Genomic DNA, 22,080 nt, shown 5'->3' on the forward strand with positions numbered 1-22,080 from the left:
CTCTTCGTCTGGAGGTGTATTCAGTCGTGCAAGGCGGTCGCCTCGCCCGGCCGGGTGCCGTCGGCCAGCTTGCGCTGTCCGGCGAACATGCGGCCCAGAACCCGGCGACCAAAGCCGGCGATGTCGTCGACGATGGTGAAAATGGCCGGGATATAGAGCAGGGACAGGAAGGTCGAGGAGATCAGACCGCCCAGGACGGCGATGGCCATGGGCGAGCGGAACTCGACGTCGGCGCCGATCCCCATGGCGATGGGCACCATGCCGGCGCCCATGGCGAAGGTGGTCATCAGGATGGGGCGCGCCCGCTTGTGGGCGGCGTCCATGATGGCCTCGCGCCGCGTCATCCCCTCCTTCTCGGCGATGATGATGTAGTCGACCAGCAGGATGGAGTTCTTGGCCGCGATCCCCATCAGCATCAGCACCCCGATCAGGGCGGACATGGAGAAGCTCTTGCCGCCGATCACCAGGCCGATGAAGGCGCCGCCGATCGCCAGGGGCAGGGCCGCCATGATGGTGACGGGGTAGGCGAAGCTTTTGAACAACAGGGTCAGGACGGCGTACATCAGCAGGATGCCGGAAATGAAGGCGATGCCGAAGCCGACCAGCATTTCCTGAATGAACTCGGCGTCGCCGGCGGGCACCTGACGCACGCCGGTCGGCAGGTTCTTGACCGAAGGCAGACGGTTGACGGCCTGTCCCGCGGCGCCGGTGGTGATACCGTCCAGTTCCGCCGTGATCGAGGCGATGCGTGAGCGATCCTGACGGCTGACGGTGGCCGGGCCGGCGCCGAACTCGATGTCGGCCACGGCGCTGAGCGGCACGGAGGCGCCCGAGGCGGTCGGCACGCGCAGGTTTTCCAGCACGTTCAGATCCTCGCGGGCCTCTTCGGTCAGTTGCAGCCGGATCGGGATCTGGCGGTCGCCCAGGTTGTACTTGGGCAGGTTCTGCTCAATGTCGCCAATGGTGGCGACACGCACGGCCTGGGAAATGCTGCCGGCCGAAACGCCCAGCAGGGCGGCTTCGTCGGGGCGCGGCGTGACCAGGATTTCCGGTCGGGCGATGGCGGCGGTGTTGACCACATTGGCCAGCCCCGGCACGCCGCGCATCTCCTCCTCGACCTTGCGGGCCGCGGCTTCCAGGGTCGCCGGATCATCGCCCAGGATGGAGAAGGTGTAGCTGGTGCCGTCGCCGGGGCCGCCGCCCTGCTGGGCGATGCCGGCCCGGATGCGGGCACCGGGGATCTGCTTCAGTTCGTCAACCATGACGCGCTGGAAGGCTTGCTGGCTGAGCGCCCGCTCGCCCTTGGGGGTGAGGTCGGCGTAGATGTTGGCCTGACCCACGTCCTGACCGCCGATGGCGGCGTAGACGGAGGTGACCTCGGGTCTGGCGTTCAGCCTGGCGGTGACCTGATGAACCACGGCGTCGGTCTGGCGCAGGGTCGAGCCAGGCGGCAGTTCGACCTGGAAGGCGGCGCGGCCTTCGTCGCCCGGCGACATGAACTCGAAGGACATCTTGGCCACGACCGACAGGCCGATCGAACCGACCAGGAAGAGGGCGCCCATGACGAACACCTTCCAGCGGTTGCCCAGGCACCAGTGCAGGGCGCGCAGATAGCCCGCCATCCAGAAGGGGTCCTTGTCCTCGTGCTTGGTGTGCTTCAGCAGGTAGGCGGCCATCAGCGGGGTCAGCGTCCGCGCCACCACCAGCGAGAAGAAGACGCTGATGCAGGCGGCCAGGGCGAAGGCCTTGAAGAACTGGCCGATGATGCCCGGCATGAAGCCGACGGGGGCGAAGACGGCGATGATGGTGCCGGTCGTCGCCACGACGGCCAGACCGATCTCGTCGGCGGCTTCGAAAGCGGCGTCGTATGGCGGTTTGCCGTCCCGCATGTGGCGGACGATGTTCTCGATCTCGACGATGGCGTCGTCGACCAGGATGCCGATGGTCAGGGACAGGGCCAAAAGGGTGACCACGTTCAGCGACTGATCCATCGGCCCGAGCAGGGCGAAGGTGGGGATCAGCGACATCGGCATGGCCGTGGCCGCGATCAGGGTCGCGCGCCAGTCGCGCAGGAAGATGAAGACCACGATGACGGCCAGAACGGCGCCCAGCAGCAGGGCCTCCAGCGAGGCGAGGTAGCTCTCCTCGATGTATTTCACGCTGGAGGTGACCTGCTCGATGGTCAGTTCGGGATGGGCCTCGTCGATCTTGGCCACCTCGGCGCGGACCTTTTCGGCCACCTTGACCTCGCTGGCCTCGCGGGAGCGCAGGAAGTTGAAGGTCACGGCTTCCTGGCCGTTGTAGCGGGCCAGACGGCGGGGCTCGCCCCACTTGTCGACCACGGCGCCCAGGTCGCCCAGGCGCACGCTTCTGCCATCGCCCAGCGGCACCAGGGTCTCGCGCAGTTGCTCGACGGAACCGGCGGCGCCCAGGGTGCGGACGGCGCGCTCGGACCCGGCCACGGTGACGCGGCCGCCGGGCAGGTTGTTGTTGACGTTGGTCAGGGCCTGGCTGACCTGGGCGGCGGTGACGCCGTACGAGGCCAGGCGCACGGGGTTCAGTTCGACGCGGATCTCACGATCAACGCCGCCCGAGCGGTTCACTTCGCCGACGCCGCCCAGCGCCAGCAGGGCGCGGCTCATCTCGTTGTCGATGAACCAGCTGATCTGTTCCGGCGACATGGTGGGCGAGCGGACCACATAGGTGATCAGGGCGTCGCCGGTGATGTCGATGCGCTGGACCGTCGGCTCCTGCATGTCCTGGGGCAGGGAGCCGCGCACGCCGCTCATGGCGTTGCGCACGTCGTTGGTGGCGCGTTCCGTGTCGGTGCCCAGCTCGAACTCGATGGTGGTCGAGGACACGCCGTCGGTGACGTTGGAATAGATGTGGCGCACGCCCGACAGGCCGGCGATCGAGTCCTCGATCACCCGCGTGACCTGGACCTCCATCTCAGCCGGGGCGGCGCCCGGGCGGGCGGCGGTGACCGAGACCAGGGGGAAGTCGATGTCGGGGTTGTTGTTGATCCGCATCCCCATGAAGCCGGTCACGCCCGCCAGGGTCAGCAACAGGAACAGCAGGATGATGGGGATGGGGTTCTTGATGGCCCAGGAGGAGATATTGTTCATGGCCGGGCCTTACTTCGCGGCCGGAGCAACGGTCGGTGCGGCAGTCGGGGCGGCGGCGACCGTCACCTTGTCGCCCTCGTTCAGGAAGCCGGCGCCCTGGACCACGACGCGGACGCCGGGCTCGATCCCGCTGACCGAGGTCTGGTCGTCGCGCCGCGACAGGACCGTCACCGGGCGGAAGCGGGCGGCGCCTTGCGTATCCAGAACGAAGACCCCCGACTTGTTGCTGCGGTAGAGGACGGCTCCGGTGGGCACCACGGTCGCGGGCTGGGCGCCGGCGTTGATCGAGGCGCGGGCGAACATGCCGGGCTTCAGGCCGCTGCCGGGCGACAGGGTGATGCGGGCCAGACCCAGGCGGGTCTGGGCGTCGACCTCGGGGGTGACGATGCGGATCGTGCCGGAGGTGGCGACGCCCTCGTTGGAGGTGATGGTGGCGGTCTGGCCGGCGCGCAAGGCGGGCAGATCGGTCTCGGGCACCTGGGCGTCCAGTTCCAGACGGCCGTCGCGGACCATGCGGAAGAGCTGGGTTCCGGCCTCGACGATCTGACCCTTGGTCACGCTGCGGCTGATGATCAGACCCGAGACGGGGGCCTTGATCTCGCTTTGGGCCAGGCGGGTGCGAGTTTCCGACAGCGAGGCGCGAGCCGAGGCCAGATTGGCTTGCGAGGCGCGCTGGTTGGCCAGGGCGGTGTCCAGCGAGGCCTGGCTGAGGAAGCCGCGAGACTTCAGTTCCTGGGCGCGGCCGAGCGCGGCGTCGTCGCGGGCGGCGTTGGCCTCGGCGGTCTGGACGCCCGCCTGCTGCTGGCGCAGCTGGGCCTGCAGCAGGGCGTCGTTCAGCTTGACCAGGACCTGACCCTGACGGACGTAGGAGCCCTCATCGACATAGACGCCGACGGCGGTCAGGCCGCCGGTCTCCGCGCCGACCGGCACCTCCTCCCAGGCCGAGACGCTGCCCGAGGCGACGATGACGCGCGGAAGGGCGACCTGGGTCGCCGTGGCGACGCTGACCGTCTGGCGCGAGGCGCCCGCCTTTTCTCCGGCCTTGGACTTGTCGTCGTCGTGTCCGCCGCAGGCGGCGAGCGTCAGGGCTGCGGCGGCCATCAGGAAGAGGGCCGGGGTGCGAGGGGTTTTCGCCACGTGCGAGGATCCTTGAGAGGGTCGGGGCATGGCGTGCGAACCTTCTGTTCCACGCCGGAACGCAGTTAGGGATTGGGCCCGTTCTTAGCGTTTCAGCGAGCCGTTCTCAAACCTCGCACGGCAGGATTACCGCGAAGTAATCCTGCCGTCTTTTCGGCTAGGGACGGTCCCGGTCCGGCAGGGCGGCGACCTCGGCTTCGGACAGCTTTTTGACGATCCGCGCATGGCAGGGCGTCGCGGGCGGCGTGCCGCCCGAGAAGACGATCTGGGTCGTGTCGCCGGTGCACAGGCGGTCCAGTCCGCGTTGCGGCCAGAAAGCCATGCCCATGGCGTGGTCCATGTCGCGGCAGGCGCCCGAGACCTGGAGTTCAAACACGGCCTTGCCGATGCCGCGCACGAACACCGTCTGGTCCGACGAGCGAACCCGGAAGCTCTGGACGTCGTTCTGGAAGAGACACTGTCGCTGGGCCGCGGAGGTTGAGGCGGCGGTCGGGTTCGAGGCGGTCGGGGCGCAGCCGGCCAGGGCGACCAGACTTGCGGTGGCGGTCAGAAGTGCGGGGATGAGGCGGGGCATGTGAGGCTCCTTGAAAGCGCTGCGGTTCCCTAACGCCGAGAAGATGAACCTTGGCTGTCTAAGCGCGCGAAGCGGCGTGCGGGTTGCCTGAGCCCGGCGGAAATCGGCCGGGCGCGAGGCGGTCAGCCGCTGTGTTTTGCAGGGGGGACGGCTGGTTCAGGATGCACGCCGCCAGATGCTCGCCGAGCAGGGGCGCGACGCAGAAGCCGCGCGAACCCAGACCGGTCAAGACATAGAGGTTCGGCTGGTCCAGAGCGCCGACGACCGGCAGACGGTCCGGCGTGGTGGCGCGCACGGCCTTGCGGGTCCGGACGGGGCCTGCGGTCTCGACCTGGGCCGCGAGCGCGGGCAGGGCGGCGCTGAGGGTTACGAGATTGCGCGCTGAAGCCTCCTCCGTGGGGAGGGTGTCCACCTGCCCACGGTCGTGGGTGGCGCCGAACAGCAGGCCCTCGCCCGTGGGCACGGCGTAGCCGCCCCAGGCGACGGGCGGAGTGGTCGGATCCTCGACCCAATCGGCCTGACCGGCGACCGGGGCGAGGGGAAGGTCGGGCGCGAGGGCGGCTGTTCCCCAGCCGGCGGCCAGGACCACGGCGTCGGCTTCGATCAGGAGCGCGCCGTCGGCGTCGAGCAGGGCCCAGCCCTCGCCTTCGGGCTGGAGGGGCTCGACGGCGGCGCTAAGGCGTTCGGCGCCCGCCAGCCAGGCTTCGAGCACCGCCGAAGGGCGCAGGGCCAGCGCGCCGCGCATCATCAGGCCGCCGCTCTGGACGGCTTGGCTGAGGTGTTCGGCGCAGGCGGCGGCGTCGAGACGGGTCATGGCGTCGTAGGGCCACAGGTCCTGGGCGGCGATCTTGTCGAAACGGGCCGCGTCGCGGGGCGCCTGTTCCAGTTGCAGGACGCCCTCGGCGATCACGGCGTCGGGCAGGGCGCGGTAGAGGTGACGGGCGCGCTCCAGGGCCTGGGCGTGGAAGCCGGCGATCAGGGCGTCGCCCGCGTCGAGGCGCGGCGTGACCAGGGCGGCGGGAAAGCCCGAGCCCCCCGCGCCGGGGCGCTCGGCCTCGATGACGGTGACGCGGGCGCCGCCGGCGATCAGGGCGCGCGCGACCGAGGCCCCGGCGATCCCGGCGCCGACGACGGCGATATGGCGTTGCGGGGGGGCGGGGGGCGGGGGCGAGGGCAGATGGGCCTCCAGTCGTTCGCGCTTGCGGCCGTGGCCGGGCTTCTTCTCGACGACGAAGCCGTGCTCGGCCAGGCCGCGCCGCACGGCGCCCGCGACGGTGAAGGTGGCGACCCGCGCGCCGGGGGCGGAGCGGGCGGGGATGAGGGCCATGATCTCGGGCGACCACATGCCGGGGTTCAGGGCGGGCGAGAAACCGTCGAGGAACCAGGCGTCGGCGGCGCCGGACCATTGCTCCAGCGCCCATTGGGCGTCGCCGACGGCTAGGTCGATGGTCGCGTTCCACTGCGGCAGGTCGAGGCGGTGGAAGCCGGGCGTTCTCTCGGGCCAGACGGCGAGGAGGGCCTCGGCGGTCGCGGCCAGTTCGGGCCAGGCGGACAGGGCGCGGGCGGCCTCGCCCTGGGTGAGGGGGAAGCCTTCGATGGAGAAGACGTGCAGACGGCCGTTCTCGGGGCGGGCGCGACGCCACAGGTCCAGCAGGGCGACGATGTTCAGTCCGGTGCCGAAGCCCAGTTCGGCGACGGTGAAGTCGGCGCGGTCGGCCCAGGCCTGGGGCAGGCCGCAGCCGTCGAGGAAGACGGCGCGGGTCTCGGCCAGACCGTCGTCCTTGGAGAAATAGACGTCGCCGAACCGGCCTGAGCGGGGCGAGCCGTCCTCGGCCCAGACCAGCTGTGGGGAGGCGTCGCCGGGGGACTGTTCGCGCGGGTCGTCGGTCATGGCGGGGCTTTAGCCGTCAGGCGTCCGGCTGGATAGCGGGCACGAAAAAAGGGGCCGTCCGAAGACGACCCCTTTCCGCATCGCGACCCGGAGGCCGCGATCCAAGACGTAAGTCTTAGTGAGCGGCGGCCGGAGCGGCAGCCGGAGCAGCGGCGGCCGGAGCAGCAGCAGCGTCGGCAGCAGCCGGAGCAGCGGCGGCAGCAGCGTCGGTGGCGGCGCCAGCAGCGGCGGCGGCGTCGGTGGCGGCGGCGTCGGCGGTGGCAGCGGCGTCCGTGGCGGTGGCGGCGGCGTCGGTGGCGTCGGCGGCGGCGTCTTCAGCCTTGTCGGTGGCGGCCGGTTGGCAAGCAGCCAGGGCCAGAGCGGCGGCCGAAGCGGCGATCAGAGCGGTGATGCGCATAGTTGTTATCCTTCAGAAGGTAAAAGCGAGATCATGAACCCTCGCTAGGGGGGAGATAACGGGATCGTGAGCAAAACCGCAAGCGAAATTCTCACGGGTTCGTGAAGTCTCGTTATTCCCAGCAAAAAGGCCGCCCCGACATCCCGCCGGGGCGGCCTTTTCACGGTCTTTGGGGGACCGATTTTTTTAGTGCGCGGCCTTCTCGGCGGGCGGCGGGGGCGGCGGGGTCGTGGCAGCGGCGGCCGTGTCGGCGGCCGTCTGAGCGGCGTCGCCGGCCGAGGCGGCGGCGTCGGTGGCGGCGCCGGCGGCGGCCGTGGCGGCGTCAGCGGCGGTGGCCGCGGCGTCGGTGGCGGTGTCGGCGGCCGCGTCAGCGACAGCGGCGGCTTCTTCGGTCTTGGGCGCCGGCTGCTGGCAGGCGGCCAGCGAGAGGGCGCTCAGGCCCGCGGCGACGATCATCAGGCGACGGATGGTCATGTGACTATAGCCCCTTTGACTTCAAGTTTCGGCGGGACCATCCCGCCGATGCAAGGCGTAACGCGAGATTGCAGGGTTCGACAAGCCCGGACCGGCCTCAGGCCGGGGGGACCGGACGGGCGGCCGGATCCATGGGGTCGGTCGGCGGCCTGTCTTCGGGCAGGGTCGGCGGTGTCTGGGCGGGTGGCGAAGTCGGCGCCGTCGATTCGCCGGGCGGAGGCGCGGCGGAGTCCGGCGCCGGTGCGGACGCGGCGCCCTCGGCGGGGACGGCCGCCGATTCGGCAGCCGGGGCGGCCGGGGATGGCGACGGCTCGTCTTCGCACGCCGCCAGGACCGTTAGGGCGCTGGCGCCGAGAAGCAGGGCGGACAGGGCTTTCATGCAGGGCTCCACAGGAATGCACGCGAACGTGACCCGTGGAGAACCATCGTGAGCGATCCGTGTTCCCGCCGTGAACGGAAGGGGAGACGACCGGTCAGGCGTCCGTCGGAGCGGCGGCCAGGGCTTCTTCCATCTCGGCGAAGGAGGGCTGGGCCGTCGAGGGGATGTCGCCGCGGCCGATCTCGACCGAGATCTGGGCGGCGTTGCCGTGCAGGTGGGCGACCAGCACCGACTGGATGATCTTGTAGTAGGCGCCTTCCTCTTCGATGATCGCGTTCAGGCGCGCGGCGAAGGGGCCGACCAGGCCGTAGGCCAGGAAGACGCCGAGGAAGGTGCCGACCAGGGCGCCGCCGATCATGCCGCCCAGGACTTCCGGCGGCTCGGTGATCGAGCCCATGGTCTTCACGATGCCCAGAACGGCGGCCACGATGCCGAGCGCGGGCAGGCCGTCGGCCAGGTTCTGCAGGGCGTGAGCCGAGGCCAGGGCCTCGTGATGGTGCTTCTCCAGCTGTTTTTCCATGGCGTCCTCGATCTGATGCGGATCCTCGAGGTTCATGGTCATCATCCGCAGGGTGTCGCAGATGAAGTCGGTGGCGAAGTGGTCCTTCAGCACCTTGGGGTATTTCTGGAAGATGCTGCTCTCGGCCGGCTTCTCGATGTGGCTTTCCAGGGCGATGACGCCCTTGGACTTCATCGTCTTGGTCAGTTGGAACAGGAGGGACAGCAGGTCCTTGTAGTCCTGCTTCTTCCACTTGGGTCCGGCGAAGGTCTTGCCGAAACCGGCCAGCGACGCCTTGATCACCGGCAGGCTGTTGGAGATCAGGAAGGCGGCGACGCCGGCACCGCCGATGGCCATGAACTCGTGCGGCAGGGCGTGCATGATGACGCCGAACTTGCCGCCCGCCAGGACGTAGCTGCCGAACACCATGGCGAACAGCATGATGATGCCGATAATCTGGAACATGGCGGGGTCGGACGTCCTGCGGGAGAAAGCTCAGGACGCCCGTTATCGGCGTTAATGCTTAAGGGCGCGTTTCACGAATCCCGGTTCGGGACGCAATCCAGGTGCGCGATGTCGCAGGCGTCGGGCGCCTAAAGCCGGGTCGTGCCGTCCAGAATGGCCTCATAGGCCTTGGCGGTCAGCTTCTGGTAGCCAGCCTTGCCGCCGCGCACATAGACCGGGCCCTCGACCTTCTCCAGATCGAAGCCGTCGGCGACCAGATCGACCTTGCGGTACTTGAAGGTGCCGGTGGTCTCGGCCGACTTCATCAGGCGCAGGAAGACCGGACGGGCGTAGGGCGGCAGTTGCTCGTCGGCGTAGGCGGCGAAGGCGGCGGGATCGAACTTGCCCTCCAGCACCAGGCCGGCCATCCCGGCCTTGCCTTCCTGGCCGGGGACGACGACGCCGTAGGCGATGACTTCCTGAACGCCGGGGGCGTCGTGCAGGCGCTGTTCAACCTCGGCGGTCGAGACGTTCTCACCCTTCCAGCGGTAGGTGTCCCCCAGACGGTCCATGAAATAGAGGTAGCCGTCGCGGTCCTGGCGCATCAGGTCGCCGGTGCGGAACCAGCGATCGCCCTTCTTGAAGACGTCGGTGAGGATCTTCTTCTCCGAGGCCTTCTTGTCGGCGTAGCCCGAGAAGTCGTGACGGATGTCCGAGGCGATCTGGCCGATGGCCTCGCCGGTTTCGCCCGTCGCCACCAGACGGCACATGCCGTCGGCGCCGCGGATCGGCTCGCCGGTCTCGGGGTCCAGGGCGATCAGGCGGATGTTCAACTGCGACTTCAGGAAGCCGGGCACGCGGCCGATCGCGCCCGCCTTGCCGTCGAAGTTGAACAGGGAGACATTGCCCTCGGTGGAGCCGTAGAACTCCATGATGTTCTTGATGCCGAAACGCTTCTGGAACTCGGTCCAGACGTCGGGGCGCAGGCCGTTGCCAAAAGCCAGGCGCAGCTTGTGGGCGCGCTCGTCCTCGTTGGGCGGGCAGTTGACCAGATAGCGGCACAACTCGCCGATATAGACGAACATGGTGGCGCCGGACGTCTTCACGTCGGGCCAGAAGTGGGTCGCGGAGAAGCGGCGGCGAATGATCATCCGACCGCCGTTCAGCAGGATCGATCCGACCCCCACCAGGCCGCCGGTCGAGTGATACAGCGGCAGGCAGTTGTAGAGGGCGTCCCTGGACGTCGAAGCGGTGGCCCCGGCGAAGGCGCGCATATAGGTGCGGGCGCGCGAATGCGGGATGCGCGCGGCCTTGGGCAGGCCGGTCGTGCCCGAGGTGAAGATGAACAGGGCCGTGTCGCGGTTGGTCAGACCGCTGCGCAGGCCCTTGTCCGGGCGCACCGAGGAGGCGCTGCGCACGGCGTTGTCGATGTCGCGGCGCTCGTTGGTCTCGTCTTCGTCGGCCAGGCCGTGGACCCAGACCATCAGGTTGCGGTCGATGAAGGGGCGGGCCTCTTCGACCGCGCGCCAGCTTTCCTGATCGGTGACGACGTTGAAGGCGTTGGAGATGGTCAGGCAGTGGGCCAGGGCCTGACCGGTCAAATTGGTGTTGATCAGGGCCGTGGCCACGCCGACCTTGGAGAAGCCGATCCAGGCGGCCAGGTATTCGACCCTGTTGTGCATGACCAGGGCGATGACGTCCGAACGCTTCAGGTTCCGCGCCTTGGCCCAGTGGGCGTAGCGGTTGGCCAGGGCGTCCAGCTCGCGATAGGTCAGGCGGCGGCTTTCATCCTCGAGCGCGACATTGTCGGGGAACTTGTCGACGGCCTCCTCGATGTCGTCACAGACCAGGACGTCGCTGTCGAGGGTGATAGGCTTGATGCGCTTCAGGAGGCGGTACAGCCCGCCCGCGAATCTCATATCGCGCCGGATGTTCGCTGCCAGACCCATGGTTGCGCCGCCTCTTCCCGAGTTTATGACTTTCAACGGTGATGAACGGGCGGCGACGGCGGGTCAACAGGTAGCAAGCGCACATCGCCACAATGTTTCATCGGCGCGATGCTTGAGCCTCGTTTTCGATGACGTTGGGTAAGGTTGATGCGCGACGTTACGTCAACCTGTGCGGCGATCAACGGCGAGAATGACCGAAGAAATGACGGCTGGATGACTTGATCACGCTTTCGCCTGAACTGTGGCGCCAGTGGTGTTTCTTGGGGGCGATGACGTTATTCGCGGAACCACGCTCTTTTGACCGGGTTGAGTGGCCCTGGATCAAGGAGAAGACATCATGTCCGTGACCTATACTGATCAAATTCGCCCCGCCGCTGACCGCCTGGACAGCGAGGCCTATGTGCCCGTCTATGCCCGCCGCAGCGGCCGGATGTCGAAGAAACCCGTGAAAACTTGGATGTTTCTGGCCCCGTTGGGGGTCTTGGTGATCGGGGGCGCGGCGGCGGCCATGCTGATGCAGCCCGGTGAGGAGGCGACGCCTGCGGCCATCGAGGCCGCGCCGCCTGCGCCGCTGGTCGCGCCGGAAGTCTCGCCTGAGGTTTCGTCGCTGACGGCGGCTCCGACCGCGCCGGCCGAGTTGACGACGGCCACGCCTGCGGCTCCGTCGGTCGCCGTCCCGGTCGAGCGTCGCGCGCCCCCGGCGCCGACCGCCCCGGCCAGGGCCCCGCGCGCCGCTCCCGTCGAAGAGACGGAGGCGCCGATCGTGTCGACCGGACCGCAGCCCTATCTTTCGGTCGCGCCCCAGGCTCCGGTCGTGACGCCGCCGCCGGCGCCAGTCACGCCCGCCGCGCCGCCCGCGCCCGTCATCATCGTTCCGACGACCTGATCGTCGTCCGTCAGGAAAGGCCCGGCTCGCGCCGGGCCTTTTCCTTCGCGCTCAGGGCTGTGACGGGGTCACGCGCCAGACCACGTCGCCGACGTCGTCGGCCACCAGAAGCGCGCCCGAGCGGACGCCCAGCACCCCGACCGGGCGGCCCATGGCCTCGCCCTTTTCGTTGCGGAAGCCGGTCAGGACGTCCTGCGGCGGACCGGCGGGCTTTCCTCCGCTGAAGGGGATGAAGATGACCTTGTAGCCGGCGGGCGGGTTGCGGTTCCACGAGCCGTGCTGGCCCACGATGGCCCCGTTGCGCCACTGCGGCATCAGGGCGCCCGTATAGAAGGTCAGGCCCAGGGAGGCGGTGTGCGAGCCCAGGGCGTAGTCGGGCTTGATGGCCCTGACCACCACGTCGGGGCGGGGCGGCCTGACCCGCGCGTCGACGGTCTGGCCATAGTAGCTCCACGGCCAGCCGTAAAAGCCGCCGGGCGTGACCGAGGTCATGTAGTCGGGGACCAGATCGTCGCCGATCTCGTCGCGCTCGTTGACCGCCACCCACAGCCGCCCGTCCTCGGGATTCCAGGCCATGCCGACAGGGTTTCTCAGGCCCGAGGCGAAGACGCGCCGGGCGCCGGCGGCCGGGTCGATCTCGAGCACGGCGGCGCGGTCCACCTCTTCGTCCAGGCCGTTCTCGCCGACGTTGGAATTGGACCCGACCCCGACGTAGAGCCGCGAGCCGTCGGCGGAGGCGACCAGACTCTTGGTCCAGTGGTGGTTGCGGCCGGCGGGCAGGTCCGCCACCTTGACCGGCGTCGCGGCGATCTGGGTCTCGCCGGTTTGATAGGGGACGGCCACCACGGCGTCGGCGTTGGCGATGTAAAGACGCTCCCCGACCAGGGCCATGCCGAAGGGCGAGGTCAGGCCGGACAGGAAGGCGGTCTTCAGTTCCGCCACGCCGTCGCCGTCGGCGTCGCGCAGCAGGCTGATGCGGTTCGCGCTGGGCACGCCCGCGCCCGCCTTGCCCATGACCAGGCCCTGAACCCAGCCGCGCAGGCCGCCCTTCTTGTCGTCCGGCTTGGGCGGGGCGTTGCTTTCGGCCACCAGGACGTCGCCGTTGGGCAGCTCATAAAGCCAGCGCGGATGGTCCAGGCCCGTGGCGAAGGCGTTGACCGTCAGACCCTGCGCCGCCACCGGGGTGCGGCCTGCGGGCCAGCCGACGGCGGGGGCGATCTTGACGGTGGGGATGGTCTGGGGCCGGGCCTGGGGCAGTTGCGGGTCGGCGCCGAAGCCGACGCTTTCCGGCAGGGTGCTTTCCGTGCCGCAGGCGGCGAGCGCCGTCAGCAGGGGCAGGGCGGCGACGAGGCGGCGACGGCTCATGGGCTTGTCTCCTCAGCGTTCGGGCAGGGCCGGGAACTCCAGGCGGCTGACATCATACCCCAGTTCCCCCGCCCGTCGCGTCAGCCGCACCAGCTGATCCGGCGTGGGGACCTCGCGGGTATAGATGAACAGCTTGTCGAAGGTCGGGTCCGACGAGATGAACCAGCTGTAGTCCTCGGCCCGGTCCAGCACCCAGTAATCCCAGGTGATGAAGCCCCACAGGTATCTGACCCGCAGCTTGGCGTTCATGCCGGGGTCGAGGATTTCGCCGCGGCCCTCGATGGCCTTCTCGCGGCCCTGGGGCGTGCCGACCTGGCAGGTGTCGCGCATGGCGACGCGGGTGGGCGGGCTGAAGTCGTAGTTGCTGGCCCCGGCCACGCAGCCGTCGGTGATCTTCATGGGCAGGCGCGCCACCTCGTGCCAGCGGCCCGACCACAGGCGCTGGGCGTCGACGGGCTTCAGCGGCTGGGGCGCGCGGGTTTCGCTCATGGACGGGGCCGTGGCGCAGGCGCCCAGGGTCAGGACCAGCATCAGAACCAGGGCGGCGGCCGGCGCCGCAACGGCGAGGCGACGCAAGGGCGGGTCGGCGACGGGCATGGGAGCCTCCGTGTGACGAACACAGGTTTACGTCCGCCGTTCCCTGTCGGATGACTTCGGTTGGAAAACCGGTCGGCGGCGGGGCTTGAGCGCGTCGCCACGCCTTCCTATCTGCGCAACCTGAGCCGGGAGGGGCTATGCCGTCAGTCATCACCATTCAGGGTCTGACCAAGACCTACAAGTCCGGCCATCAGGCGCTGAAGCGCGTCGATCTGGAGATCGAGAAGGGCGAGATCTTCGCCCTGCTGGGGCCGAATGGCGCGGGCAAGACGACGATGATCTCGATCATCTGCGGCATCGTCACGCCTTCGACGGGGACGGTGGTCGCCGACGGCCATGACATCCAGAAGGACTATCGCGCCGCGCGCACCAAGATCGGTCTGGTGCCGCAGGAGCTGACGACGGACGCCTTCGAGACCGTCTGGGCCACCGTCACCTTCAGCCGGGGCCTGTTCGGCAAGGCCCCGAACCCGGCCCTGATCGAGCGCATCCTTCGCGACCTCAGCCTGTGGGACAAGAAGGACGCCAAGATCATGACCCTGTCCGGCGGGATGAAGCGCCGCGTCATGATCGCCAAGGCCCTGAGCCACGAGCCCGACATCCTGTTCCTGGACGAGCCCACGGCGGGCGTGGACGTGGAGCTGCGCCGCGACATGTGGGGGCTGGTGCGCCAGCTGCGCGATCACGGCGTCACCATCATCCTGACCACCCACTATATCGAGGAGGCCGAGGAGATGGCCGACCGGGTGGGGGTCATCCTCAAGGGCGAACTGATCCTGGTCGAGCAGACCGCCGTCCTGATGAAGAAGCTGGGCAAGAAGACCCTGACTCTGAACCTGCAGGAACCGATGGCGGCGATCCCGCCGGAACTGGCCGAATGGGATCTGAGCCTGAAGAACGAGGGCGGAGAGCTGGAATACGCCTTCGACGCCCACGCCGAGAAGACCGGGGTGCCGTCGCTGCTGCGCCGCCTGTCCGATCTGGGCGTCGCCTTCAAGGACCTGAACACCCGCCAGAGCTCGCTGGAAGACATCTTCGTCAGCCTGGTTCACCGCGACGGGGAGAGCGCGTGATGACGTTCAACGGACATGGCGTCTGGGCCATCTATCGCTTCGAGATGGCGCGGGCCCTGCGCACCCTGTGGCAGTCGATCGTGACGCCGGTGATCACCACGGCGCTCTACTTCGTCGTCTTCGGCGGGGCCATCGGCAGCCGCATGGAAGAGGTCGGGGGCGTGCCCTACGGCGCCTTCATCGTGCCGGGCCTGATCATGCTGAGCCTGTTCACCCAGTCGATCTTCAACGCCTCCTTCGGCATCTATTTCCCGAAATTCACCGGCACCATCTATGAGATCCTGTCGGCGCCCGTCAGCCCTCTCGAGATCGTCATCGCCTATGTCGGGGCGGCGGCGACCAAGTCGGCCGTGCTGGGGCTGATCATCCTGGCGACGGCGGCCCTGTTCGTGCCTTTGCAGATCCTGCACCCCTTCTGGATGCTGGCCTTCCTGATCCTGATCTCGACCACCTTCAGCCTGTTCGGCTTCATCATCGGGGTCTGGTCGCAGAGTTTCGAGCAGTTGCAGATGATCCCCATGCTGATCGTCACGCCCCTGACCTTCCTGGGCGGGGCCTTCTACTCGATCGACATGCTGCCCGAGGCCTGGCGCACGGTGACCCTGTTCAATCCGGTGGTCTATCTGATCTCGGGCTTCCGCTGGGCCTTCTATGGCGTCGGCGACGTCAGCGTGGGATTGAGCCTGACGGCCACGCTGGGCTTCTTCTTCGCCTGCCTGGCGGTGGTCGGCTGGATCTTCAAGACGGGCTATCGTCTGAAGAACTGAGGACGGTTCAGCGCGTCACGAAACCGCCGAACTCGCTCAGCAGTTTGATGGTCTTCCGACCTTTTCGTGATGCGCGCCGCCCGGCGCCGGAGCCCGAATGTCCGACGCCGACGACAAGCCCGTTCCTTTCGCCCGCCGTCAGGTGCAATGGGGACGCCCGCCACAGACGACCTTCATGGCCGGGCCTCTGCCGCGCGGCACGGGTCTGATCCCACCGGCGCCGCAAGCGCCGAAGCCTGCGCCCCGTCCGGCGGCTCCGGCGGCTCCGGCGGCGACTTCGCCGCGACCGGCTCCGTCGCAAGGTTCGAGCGGGGTCTTCGGCGGCTCCCTGGTGCCGCAGCGCCGCGCGCCGCAACCCGCCGTCGGACCGACCCTGCTCACGGCGCCGATGCCGACCACGCCGACGCCACCGCGCCCTGTCGCCCCGTCGGCGCCCGTCGACGCCACGCCCAGGCCCCTGCCGGCGGCCCCGCTTGTGGCCCGCGACCCGCAGCCGGCCCCGAAGCCGACGGTCGCGCCTAAGCCGACGCCTGCTTCAGAGGCCTCGCCCGCGCCTCGTCCCGTTGTCGCGCCTGAGATCGCGGTGCCCCGGGCGGTGACGGCCGCGAAGGCCCCGGCGCGCAGCCGCACGCCGCTCTACGTCGCCGCCGCCGTCCTGGTGGTGATCGGGGCGCCCCTGGCCACCTGGCTGATCACGCGCTCGAACAGCGAACCGGTCGCGCCGTCGGCGCCGGCGGCTTCCGTGCTTGAGACGGCGGCCGCCCCGGCGACCGAGGCCGTTGCGCCCGACGCGGCGCCGCTGACGCCCGCCCCGGCGCCAGCCGCCGCCCGTTCCTCCGCCCCCCGCCGGGCTCAATCGGCCTCTCCGGAAACCCTGGCGGCGAACAGGGCCGCGCGCCCCGCCACGACGCCCCCAGCCACGACGCCTCAGGCCACGACGCCTCAGGCCACGACGCCCCAGGCCGCGACGCCCCAGGCCGCGACGTCTGTCGCGCCCGCGCCGGTCGCCCCGCCGGTCGTGGTGGTCGCGCCCGCGCCGGAGCCGGTCCCGCCCGCCGGTCCCCCGCCCACCGCCGCGCGCCCGGCCCAGAGCGACCCGGACGCCCCGGTGGTCACCAAGCCCCAGCCGCTGGACTAGGGCGCCAAAGGGGCGGGAGGCGCTTGTCCGGCCTGTCCGGCTTGGCTATGGCCGGGGTCTGAGAGGGCGCGCTGGTCGGGGCGCTCTGCCGTCCCCAGTAAATGTCGCGCGAGTCCAGCCTATGCCTACCTCCAACCCAGCAGCCTTCGCCGTGCGTCTCGGCGGCGAGGGGCATAGGGGCGAGACGGCGGCCTCGGTCCGGGCTCTGCTGAACGCGCACGCCGACGATCTGGTCACGGCCTTCTACGACACCCTGCTGGACGACCCCGAGGCCAAGGCCTTCCTGCATCATTCCATCGTTCAGGAGCGGCTGAGCCGGTCGCTGCACGATTGGCTGCTGGACCTGCTGGACACGACCGGCGACGCGAACGACGCGGCCTTCATCGCCCGCCAGATCAAGATCGGCGAGGTCCACGCCCGCATCAAGATCCCGGTCCACCTGGTCATGGCCGGGGCCTCGGTCCTGAAGGCCCGTCTCGCCGACCTGCTGGAGAACGAGGCCGACGGCTTCCGCCAGTTCCGCCTGATCGACGAGCGCATCGACGCGGCGATCCGCCTGATGAGCCAGTCCTATGTGAAGGGCACCATGAACCGGGCCCGCCTCGACGAGGCCTATCGCCTGTTCTCCCTGGATCAGGACGTCAATCTGGAGCGCGAGAGCCAGCGCGCCAGCCTGATGGAGTGGGGCCAGAAGACCCTGTTCCGCATCCTCGGCAACGGCGCCGGCGACGGGCGGGAGGCCATGGCCAACTCGCCCTTCGGCCTGTGGATTCGCCACCGCGCGGGCTTCCTGTTCGAGACCTCGCCGCATCTGGCGGCGCTGAACCAGGCCATGGCGCGGATCGACGGGGTTCTGCTGCCCCGGCTGGAGCCCGACAGCGGCGGCGACCGCGCCGAGGCCCTGAAGGCCCTGCAGACGGCGGTCGAGGAGGTCGCCTTCCTGCTGAACGAGATGTTCCAGGTCCTGGGCGACATGGAGAACGGACGCGATCCCCTGACGCGGGCGCTGAACCGGCGCTTCCTGCCCTCGATCCTGAGCCGCGAGATCGGGTTCGCCAACGCCAACAAGAGCGCCCTGTCGGTGATGCTGATCGACGTGGATCACTTCAAGAACGTCAACGACACGCGCGGCCACCAGGCCGGCGACGAGGTGCTGCGTCAGGTCGCCGAGGCCATCACCGAGAACGTCCGGCCCAGCGACTTCGTCTTCCGCTATGGCGGCGAGGAGTTCCTGGTGGTGCTGGTCGAGACCCGGCTGGATCAGGCCATGACCATCGCCGAGCGCGTCCGCGCCGCCCTCCAGGGACGCGCCATCAAGGCCGGCGGGCTGGAGCCCTTCAGCGTCACAGCTTCGATCGGCGTCGCCGAGCACGGCGGCCACCCCGACGAGAACTACCTCATCAAGGCCGCAGACGAGGCCCTGTATCGCGCCAAGAACACGGGCCGGAACCGCGTCGAACGAGGCTAGTGTCCGGGCCGGGGCGTCTGCTCGGCCAGGGCCGGCACGCGGGTCGCCTTGCGAATGGCGTCGGTGAGCAGGTCGCGGTCGAGGGCGCTCTGGATCGTCGGCTGGTTCGAAAACGCGATGAACTGGGTGCCGTAGATCTGCGGCCGGCCCGTCGCCAGCAGGTAGCGATCCAGACTGGCGGCCGCCAGCCAGGCGCCGTCCGGTTCGCCTTGGCTCAGGGCGGCGGTGGCCAGGGCGTGGGCCAGCAGAAAGTCTTCAGGACGGTCGCCATGCTGGAAGATGAAACCCGCTCGCCAGTAGTCCCTGCCGGACCGCACCTCGCCCCGGTCCAGCATGGCCCGGACCTGGTCCCGCCGCTCGGCGTCGGCGAGGCTTTCCATCGGATCGGGCCCGCCGTGCTTGCGCGCGGCTTGATCGTCCCTGAACAAGGCCGCTAGCGCCCGGTTGTCCGCCACGGCCACGGCCACGGGCGCGGGTGCGTCGTCAGTGCGAGCCGAGGGACCGCAGGCCGTGAGCAGAAGCAGGGCCGCGAGGAGGGGAGCCAGAGGTTTCATGTCCCTGGATAAGGGGAACGGCAACGCTTGGCGCAAGTCTGGGTATCTTTGTTCTGTGACTTCGGGCGAGGGCCGGTCGTCCGGATGGACAGGCCCTTCTACTCCAGGCGGTAGAGCAGGCGGCTGATCACGAGACGACCCGGCTCCACACCCGGTCCGAGGCGCAGGCGCGAGGAAGGCAGGGCGTCCAGGGTGGCTTGCCCGAAGCCGACGCGCGGCGGGTTCTCCATCTCGATGCGGCAATCGCGCAGTCGGCCGCTCTCGGCCACAATGCAGCTGAACAGGACCTCTCCAGCGCCGGCCGATATGGCGCTGTTGGGATACTGCGGCGTCGCAAGCCTCTGCCAGATGTCGGGAAAGACGCCGGGACGTTCGTAGGGCGGATCGATCTCGATCAGATCGTCACGCGGATCGTCCAGCCGGGCTTCGCAGGCGGCGAGGACCTGATCGAGGCCGTCAGCGTCAGATGGGAGAGGCAGGTCGTATCGACGGGCCTGGGCGGTCTCGCTGCTGGCTGGCAATCGAACCGACGCCGTACCGCCCTTTCTCAAGATGCGGGCGACATGGACGGGGCGGCTGGCGAAGATCATGGGCTGATTGGCCAGGTTGAGCCAGGTCTGTCTCTGATGCTCCTCGCCTTGCACCGCCCATTCGAGCCGACGAGTTTGCGGGCCGGATTCGGTCGGCACGCCGGTCATCATGACGTCCAGGCGCCTGTTGCGGCATCGGACGACAAAGGACTGGCCGCTCTCATAGCTGGCGCTGGCGATCAGGGCGCCGCTGGCCTCCGTCAGGGTCCAGCCGTCCTTGTCCTGCGCGGCCGCCGGAGTGGCGGCGAGCAGGGCGGACAGAAGGGTTGCTGCGGCGATCATGGCGCTGATAGGCGCATGGAGGCGGCCCTATCGCAAGGTCAGGTAGCCGCGTTCCACCATGCGGCGCAGGGCCTCGTAGGCTTCGGCCAGTTCCTCGTAGGCGGTGCGGGCGGCGGTCAGGCGGGCGGTCTGGTCGGGGGTCACGGCCGAGCCGGATTCCGACAGGCGCAGGGCCTCGGCGGCCCAGCGGGCGCGGGCGCTGGCGGTCAGGACGGCCAGCTTCTGGAAGGTCCCGGTGTTCACCTGCGACAAGGTCTGGCTGATGACCTCGCGGTTCGAGACGAAGGCGGCGTAGTCGATCTGCTCCAGCAGGCCGCGCAGGCGGCGCTGCTCCTGCGGGTCCATGTCCTGGGGCTCGAAATGGTCGCGCTGGCGGCGATAGCTCTGGGTCAGCACGGTCGACATCGGCGGCGCTCCACTGGGCGGTCCACTCGGACTGCGGCCTGAGGCTGCGCCGCTTCGGTTAACGGGTCGTTTGCATGCCGGTAGGGGCCAGCTTCAGCCGCTCGCGGTCGGGGGCGCCCAGGCCGCGCGGGCAGGCCATGGGCTGATAGGTTTTCGAGTAGCAGAGCCGCGCCTCGCGGAACCAGCCGTCGGTGGTGGCGATGAAGACGCCGTCGCGCGGCAGGCCGGGGTTGGCGGCGACGAAGGCGTCGCGGACGGCGCCGGCGGTCAGGCGCTCGGCCGGAATGGCCTCCAGATCGGGCTTGTTCAGGCCGTTCCACATCCGCGCGGCCTGTTCGAAATAGGCCTCGGGGCTGTCCCAGCCGCAGGTGCCGTGGGCGGCCCATTCGTGCTGCTGCAAGGACGGCGAGGGGGTCATGCAGAAGTGCTTCTTCACCGTCGCCACCGGGATGGCCGGGCCGGGGGCGGCGCAGTAGCGCGGGTGTCGGTTGTCGGCGCCGTTGGGCCACAGGCCGTGCAGGGTCAGGCCGAACTGGTTCTGGGCGCACTGGTAACGCTCGTCCGGGTAGTCCTTGCCCGAGCGGCAGGCCTGGGGCGACCAGCTGACGGCCAGCATGTTGAAGGCGACCGGCACGTCGGCGGCGACCTCGTCGGCGGGCGGCGTATAGGGGCGGGCGGGCGTCAGGTCGGCGGGGACGGCGCAGGTCGCGCCCTCGGCGGCGGTCATGACCGGGGACGACAGACGCGGCTCGCAGGCGGCCAGCAGCAGGGCGGCGCCCAGAACGGCGGGCGAGATCAGCAGGGTCGGCCGCATCAGGGGCTCCGGTCGGGTCGGCGGGAAAAAACGACGACTAGACGCTTCACGCCATGGGGTCGAGACGGAACCCGGCGCGGCTCTCGTCCATTGATAAGCGTGAGCATAGGGGACCCTGTGATGCCTGAACAAACCGCCTTTGAAGCCGCCCTGGAAGAGGCGATCGCCCTGTTCGAGCAGGGCGAGGCGATGAACCAGGCCCGCTTCGACGAACTGCTGGCCGAGCTGGAGGCCCGCCGCCCCGATCTGGAGGCGGTGCCCGAAGACGACCCCCGCGCCGCCCGCGCCCGCGAGCTGCAGGCCCGGGCCGACGAGCTGGAGCGTCGCGCCGCCCTCGGCCACGGCCAGATGGACGAGGTCAACACCCTGCTGACCCCCTTGATGGGTAAACGGTAGCTCCGCCACTGGCGCGCCCGATCAGCAACACCATATGGTGCGGATAACCAGAGGAACCGCACCATGACCGACGCCGCCCCCGCCCTGAAGACCCTGAAGATCGACTTCGTCTCGGACGTGGTCTGCCCCTGGTGCGCCGTGGGGCTGGGCGGGCTGACGACGGCGCTGGACAAGCTCAAGGGCGAGGGGATCGCCGCCGACATCGCCTTCCAGCCGTTCGAGTTGAACCCGCAGATGGCGCCGGAAGGCGAGAACATCGTCGAGCACATCGGCGCCAAATACGGCTCCACCCCCGAACAGTCGGCCCAGAACCGCGAGATGATCCGCGCCCGCGCCGCCGAGGTCGGGTTCGACATGCGCATGGGGCCGGACAGCCGCATCTGGAACACCTTCGACGCCCACCGCCTGCTGCACTGGGCCCACGAAACGGCCCCGGAGAAGCAGGAGGCGCTGAAGCGCGCCCTGTTCACCGCCCACTTCACCGACAACCGCAACCTCACCGACGCCCGCGTCCTGACCGAGGCCGCCGAGGCGGCGGGGCTGGACCGGGCCGAGGCGGGCGAGGTCCTAGCCTCGGGACGGTATGCCCAGGAGGTGCGCGGCGCCGAGGACCTGTGGCGGGCGCGGGGCATCACCTCGGTCCCCGCCGTCGTGGTCGAGGGCAAGTACCTGATCAGCGGCGGCCAACCGGCGGCGGCGTTCGAACAGGCCCTGCGGCAGATCGCTGCGGAGGTTTAATACCTTTCGTCATCCTCCGGCGAGCAGAGCGAGACCGGGGGACCCAGCGGCGCCCGTAGGGCGAAAGATCGCGCTCCGCACTTGCTGCAAAGATCGCCTTCGGCGCCGCTGGGTCCCCCGGTCGGCGCCGCTGCGCGG

At 69.4% G+C, this 22,080-nt stretch carries 21 protein-coding genes; 7 read left to right on the forward strand and 14 right to left on the reverse strand.

Annotated features, from left to right (window positions below; translation table 11 throughout):
- Nucleotides 1–20 precede the first annotated feature (20 nt).
- The 8 genes from B3K53_RS15940 to B3K53_RS15975 all read right to left on the reverse strand — a co-directional run bounded on the left by B3K53_RS15940 (nucleotide 21) and on the right by B3K53_RS15975 (nucleotide 10,869).
- Entirely contained in the window at nucleotides 21–3,125 is a 3,105-nt protein-coding gene (locus B3K53_RS15940; protein ID WP_292085601.1) for an efflux RND transporter permease subunit, read from the reverse strand.
- A 9-nt stretch (nucleotides 3,126–3,134) separates the two neighbouring features.
- Entirely contained in the window at nucleotides 3,135–4,262 is a 1,128-nt protein-coding gene (locus B3K53_RS15945; protein WP_292085602.1) for an efflux RND transporter periplasmic adaptor subunit, read from the reverse strand.
- Nucleotides 4,263–4,419: 157 nt separating this feature from the next.
- A complete protein-coding gene (locus B3K53_RS15950) occupies nucleotides 4,420–4,836 on the reverse strand; it encodes a DUF6491 family protein (RefSeq protein ID WP_292085604.1) in 417 nt (138 codons plus the stop codon).
- 58 nt (nucleotides 4,837–4,894) lie between these two features.
- Nucleotides 4,895–6,727 carry an FAD-dependent 5-carboxymethylaminomethyl-2-thiouridine(34) oxidoreductase MnmC gene (gene mnmC, locus B3K53_RS15955; protein ID WP_292085605.1) on the reverse strand — a complete coding sequence of 611 codons (1,833 nt, stop codon included), beginning with the start codon at nucleotides 6,725–6,727 and terminating at the stop codon, nucleotides 4,895–4,897.
- A gap of 115 nt (nucleotides 6,728–6,842) precedes the next feature.
- A complete protein-coding gene (locus tag B3K53_RS15960) occupies nucleotides 6,843–7,124 on the reverse strand; it encodes a hypothetical protein (RefSeq protein WP_292085606.1) in 282 nt (93 codons plus the stop codon).
- Between the two features lie 186 nt (nucleotides 7,125–7,310).
- On the reverse strand, nucleotides 7,311–7,598 hold the full coding sequence (locus B3K53_RS15965; protein ID WP_292085608.1) for a hypothetical protein: 288 nt from the start codon (nucleotides 7,596–7,598) through the stop codon (nucleotides 7,311–7,313).
- A gap of 473 nt (nucleotides 7,599–8,071) precedes the next feature.
- Entirely contained in the window at nucleotides 8,072–8,941 is an 870-nt protein-coding gene (gene motA / locus B3K53_RS15970; protein WP_292085609.1) for a flagellar motor stator protein MotA, read from the reverse strand.
- A 128-nt stretch (nucleotides 8,942–9,069) separates the two neighbouring features.
- The gene (locus B3K53_RS15975) at nucleotides 9,070–10,869 is read right to left on the reverse strand and encodes a long-chain-acyl-CoA synthetase (protein WP_292085610.1); all 1,800 of its coding nucleotides are present in this window, start codon (nucleotides 10,867–10,869) and stop codon (nucleotides 9,070–9,072) included.
- Between the two features lie 337 nt (nucleotides 10,870–11,206).
- Between B3K53_RS15975 and B3K53_RS15980 the strand changes: the two genes are divergently transcribed.
- The gene (locus B3K53_RS15980; RefSeq protein ID WP_292085612.1) at nucleotides 11,207–11,755 is read left to right on the forward strand and encodes a hypothetical protein; all 549 of its coding nucleotides are present in this window, start codon (nucleotides 11,207–11,209) and stop codon (nucleotides 11,753–11,755) included.
- 51 nt (nucleotides 11,756–11,806) lie between these two features.
- On the opposite strand, the gene B3K53_RS15985 is transcribed toward B3K53_RS15980, so the two are convergent.
- Both B3K53_RS15985 and B3K53_RS15990 read right to left on the reverse strand, forming a co-directional pair.
- Nucleotides 11,807–13,120 (reverse strand): PQQ-dependent sugar dehydrogenase, encoded by a 1,314-nt coding sequence (locus B3K53_RS15985; RefSeq protein WP_292085613.1) that lies wholly within the window; start codon nucleotides 13,118–13,120, stop codon nucleotides 11,807–11,809.
- Between the two features lie 12 nt (nucleotides 13,121–13,132).
- Nucleotides 13,133–13,717, reverse strand: a complete 585-nt coding sequence (locus B3K53_RS15990) for a lipocalin family protein (protein WP_292085614.1) — start codon at nucleotides 13,715–13,717, stop codon at nucleotides 13,133–13,135.
- 137 nt (nucleotides 13,718–13,854) lie between these two features.
- Between B3K53_RS15990 and B3K53_RS15995 the strand changes: the two genes are divergently transcribed.
- The 4 genes from B3K53_RS15995 to B3K53_RS16010 all read left to right on the forward strand — a co-directional run bounded on the left by B3K53_RS15995 (nucleotide 13,855) and on the right by B3K53_RS16010 (nucleotide 18,163).
- Nucleotides 13,855–14,790, forward strand: a complete 936-nt coding sequence (locus B3K53_RS15995; RefSeq protein WP_292085615.1) for an ABC transporter ATP-binding protein — start codon at nucleotides 13,855–13,857, stop codon at nucleotides 14,788–14,790.
- Nucleotides 14,790–15,557: an ABC transporter permease gene (locus B3K53_RS16000; RefSeq protein ID WP_292085617.1), complete on the forward strand. Its 768-nt coding sequence runs from the start codon at nucleotides 14,790–14,792 to the stop codon at nucleotides 15,555–15,557. Before B3K53_RS15995 ends, B3K53_RS16000 begins: the two co-directional genes overlap by 1 nt.
- Before the next feature lie 97 nt (nucleotides 15,558–15,654).
- Nucleotides 15,655–16,695: a hypothetical protein gene (locus B3K53_RS16005; RefSeq protein WP_292085618.1), complete on the forward strand. Its 1,041-nt coding sequence runs from the start codon at nucleotides 15,655–15,657 to the stop codon at nucleotides 16,693–16,695.
- 121 nt (nucleotides 16,696–16,816) lie between these two features.
- Nucleotides 16,817–18,163, forward strand: coding sequence for a GGDEF domain-containing protein (locus B3K53_RS16010; RefSeq protein ID WP_292085620.1), 1,347 nt, complete (start codon nucleotides 16,817–16,819; stop codon nucleotides 18,161–18,163).
- Here the strand turns inward: B3K53_RS16010 and B3K53_RS16015 are convergent.
- From B3K53_RS16015 to B3K53_RS16030, 4 genes are all read right to left on the reverse strand, one after another.
- Nucleotides 18,160–18,717, reverse strand: coding sequence for a hypothetical protein (locus B3K53_RS16015; RefSeq protein WP_292085621.1), 558 nt, complete (start codon nucleotides 18,715–18,717; stop codon nucleotides 18,160–18,162). The two genes, B3K53_RS16010 and B3K53_RS16015, sit on opposite strands and share 4 nt — an antisense overlap.
- A 98-nt stretch (nucleotides 18,718–18,815) precedes the next feature.
- Entirely contained in the window at nucleotides 18,816–19,589 is a 774-nt protein-coding gene (locus B3K53_RS16020) for a hypothetical protein (protein WP_292085622.1), read from the reverse strand.
- A gap of 27 nt (nucleotides 19,590–19,616) precedes the next feature.
- Complete coding sequence (locus B3K53_RS16025; protein WP_292085624.1) at nucleotides 19,617–19,994, reverse strand: hypothetical protein; 378 nt, start codon at nucleotides 19,992–19,994, stop codon at nucleotides 19,617–19,619.
- 58 nt (nucleotides 19,995–20,052) lie between these two features.
- Nucleotides 20,053–20,808 (reverse strand): ribonuclease T2 family protein, encoded by a 756-nt coding sequence (locus B3K53_RS16030; protein WP_292085625.1) that lies wholly within the window; start codon nucleotides 20,806–20,808, stop codon nucleotides 20,053–20,055.
- Between the two features lie 120 nt (nucleotides 20,809–20,928).
- Here B3K53_RS16030 and B3K53_RS16035 point away from each other — a divergent pair, with 120 nt between their 5' ends.
- A complete protein-coding gene (locus tag B3K53_RS16035) occupies nucleotides 20,929–21,204 on the forward strand; it encodes a hypothetical protein (RefSeq protein WP_292085626.1) in 276 nt (91 codons plus the stop codon).
- Nucleotides 21,205–21,267: 63 nt separating this feature from the next.
- A complete protein-coding gene (locus B3K53_RS16040; RefSeq protein WP_292085627.1) occupies nucleotides 21,268–21,942 on the forward strand; it encodes a DsbA family oxidoreductase in 675 nt (224 codons plus the stop codon).
- Nucleotides 21,943–22,080 lie beyond the last annotated feature (138 nt).

The sequence above is a fragment of the Brevundimonas sp. UBA7506 genome, assembly GCF_002479495.1.
In the GTDB taxonomy this organism is placed as follows: Bacteria; Pseudomonadota; Alphaproteobacteria; order Caulobacterales; family Caulobacteraceae; genus Brevundimonas.

Excerpts from the sequence above, each read along its gene's own strand:
- B3K53_RS15940 (WP_292085601.1), bottom strand. The coding sequence starts at position 3,125 with ATGAACAATATCTCCTCCTGGGCCATCAAGAACCCCATCCCCATCATC.
- B3K53_RS15950 (WP_292085604.1), bottom strand. The coding sequence starts at position 4,836 with ATGCCCCGCCTCATCCCCGCACTTCTGACCGCCACCGCAAGTCTGGTC.
- mnmC (WP_292085605.1), bottom strand. The coding sequence starts at position 6,727 with ATGACCGACGACCCGCGCGAACAGTCCCCCGGCGACGCCTCCCCACAG.
- B3K53_RS15960 (WP_292085606.1), bottom strand. The coding sequence starts at position 7,124 with ATGCGCATCACCGCTCTGATCGCCGCTTCGGCCGCCGCTCTGGCCCTG.
- B3K53_RS15965 (WP_292085608.1), bottom strand. The coding sequence starts at position 7,598 with ATGACCATCCGTCGCCTGATGATCGTCGCCGCGGGCCTGAGCGCCCTC.
- motA (WP_292085609.1), bottom strand. The coding sequence starts at position 8,941 with ATGTTCCAGATTATCGGCATCATCATGCTGTTCGCCATGGTGTTCGGC.
- B3K53_RS15975 (WP_292085610.1), bottom strand. The coding sequence starts at position 10,869 with ATGGGTCTGGCAGCGAACATCCGGCGCGATATGAGATTCGCGGGCGGG.
- B3K53_RS15980 (WP_292085612.1), top strand. The coding sequence starts at position 11,207 with ATGTCCGTGACCTATACTGATCAAATTCGCCCCGCCGCTGACCGCCTG.
- B3K53_RS15985 (WP_292085613.1), bottom strand. The coding sequence starts at position 13,120 with ATGAGCCGTCGCCGCCTCGTCGCCGCCCTGCCCCTGCTGACGGCGCTC.
- B3K53_RS15990 (WP_292085614.1), bottom strand. The coding sequence starts at position 13,717 with ATGCCCGTCGCCGACCCGCCCTTGCGTCGCCTCGCCGTTGCGGCGCCG.
- B3K53_RS15995 (WP_292085615.1), top strand. The coding sequence starts at position 13,855 with ATGCCGTCAGTCATCACCATTCAGGGTCTGACCAAGACCTACAAGTCC.
- B3K53_RS16000 (WP_292085617.1), top strand. The coding sequence starts at position 14,790 with ATGACGTTCAACGGACATGGCGTCTGGGCCATCTATCGCTTCGAGATG.
- B3K53_RS16005 (WP_292085618.1), top strand. The coding sequence starts at position 15,655 with ATGTCCGACGCCGACGACAAGCCCGTTCCTTTCGCCCGCCGTCAGGTG.
- B3K53_RS16010 (WP_292085620.1), top strand. The coding sequence starts at position 16,817 with ATGCCTACCTCCAACCCAGCAGCCTTCGCCGTGCGTCTCGGCGGCGAG.
- B3K53_RS16015 (WP_292085621.1), bottom strand. The coding sequence starts at position 18,717 with ATGAAACCTCTGGCTCCCCTCCTCGCGGCCCTGCTTCTGCTCACGGCC.
- B3K53_RS16020 (WP_292085622.1), bottom strand. The coding sequence starts at position 19,589 with ATGATCGCCGCAGCAACCCTTCTGTCCGCCCTGCTCGCCGCCACTCCG.
- B3K53_RS16025 (WP_292085624.1), bottom strand. The coding sequence starts at position 19,994 with ATGTCGACCGTGCTGACCCAGAGCTATCGCCGCCAGCGCGACCATTTC.
- B3K53_RS16030 (WP_292085625.1), bottom strand. The coding sequence starts at position 20,808 with ATGCGGCCGACCCTGCTGATCTCGCCCGCCGTTCTGGGCGCCGCCCTG.
- B3K53_RS16035 (WP_292085626.1), top strand. The coding sequence starts at position 20,929 with ATGCCTGAACAAACCGCCTTTGAAGCCGCCCTGGAAGAGGCGATCGCC.
- B3K53_RS16040 (WP_292085627.1), top strand. The coding sequence starts at position 21,268 with ATGACCGACGCCGCCCCCGCCCTGAAGACCCTGAAGATCGACTTCGTC.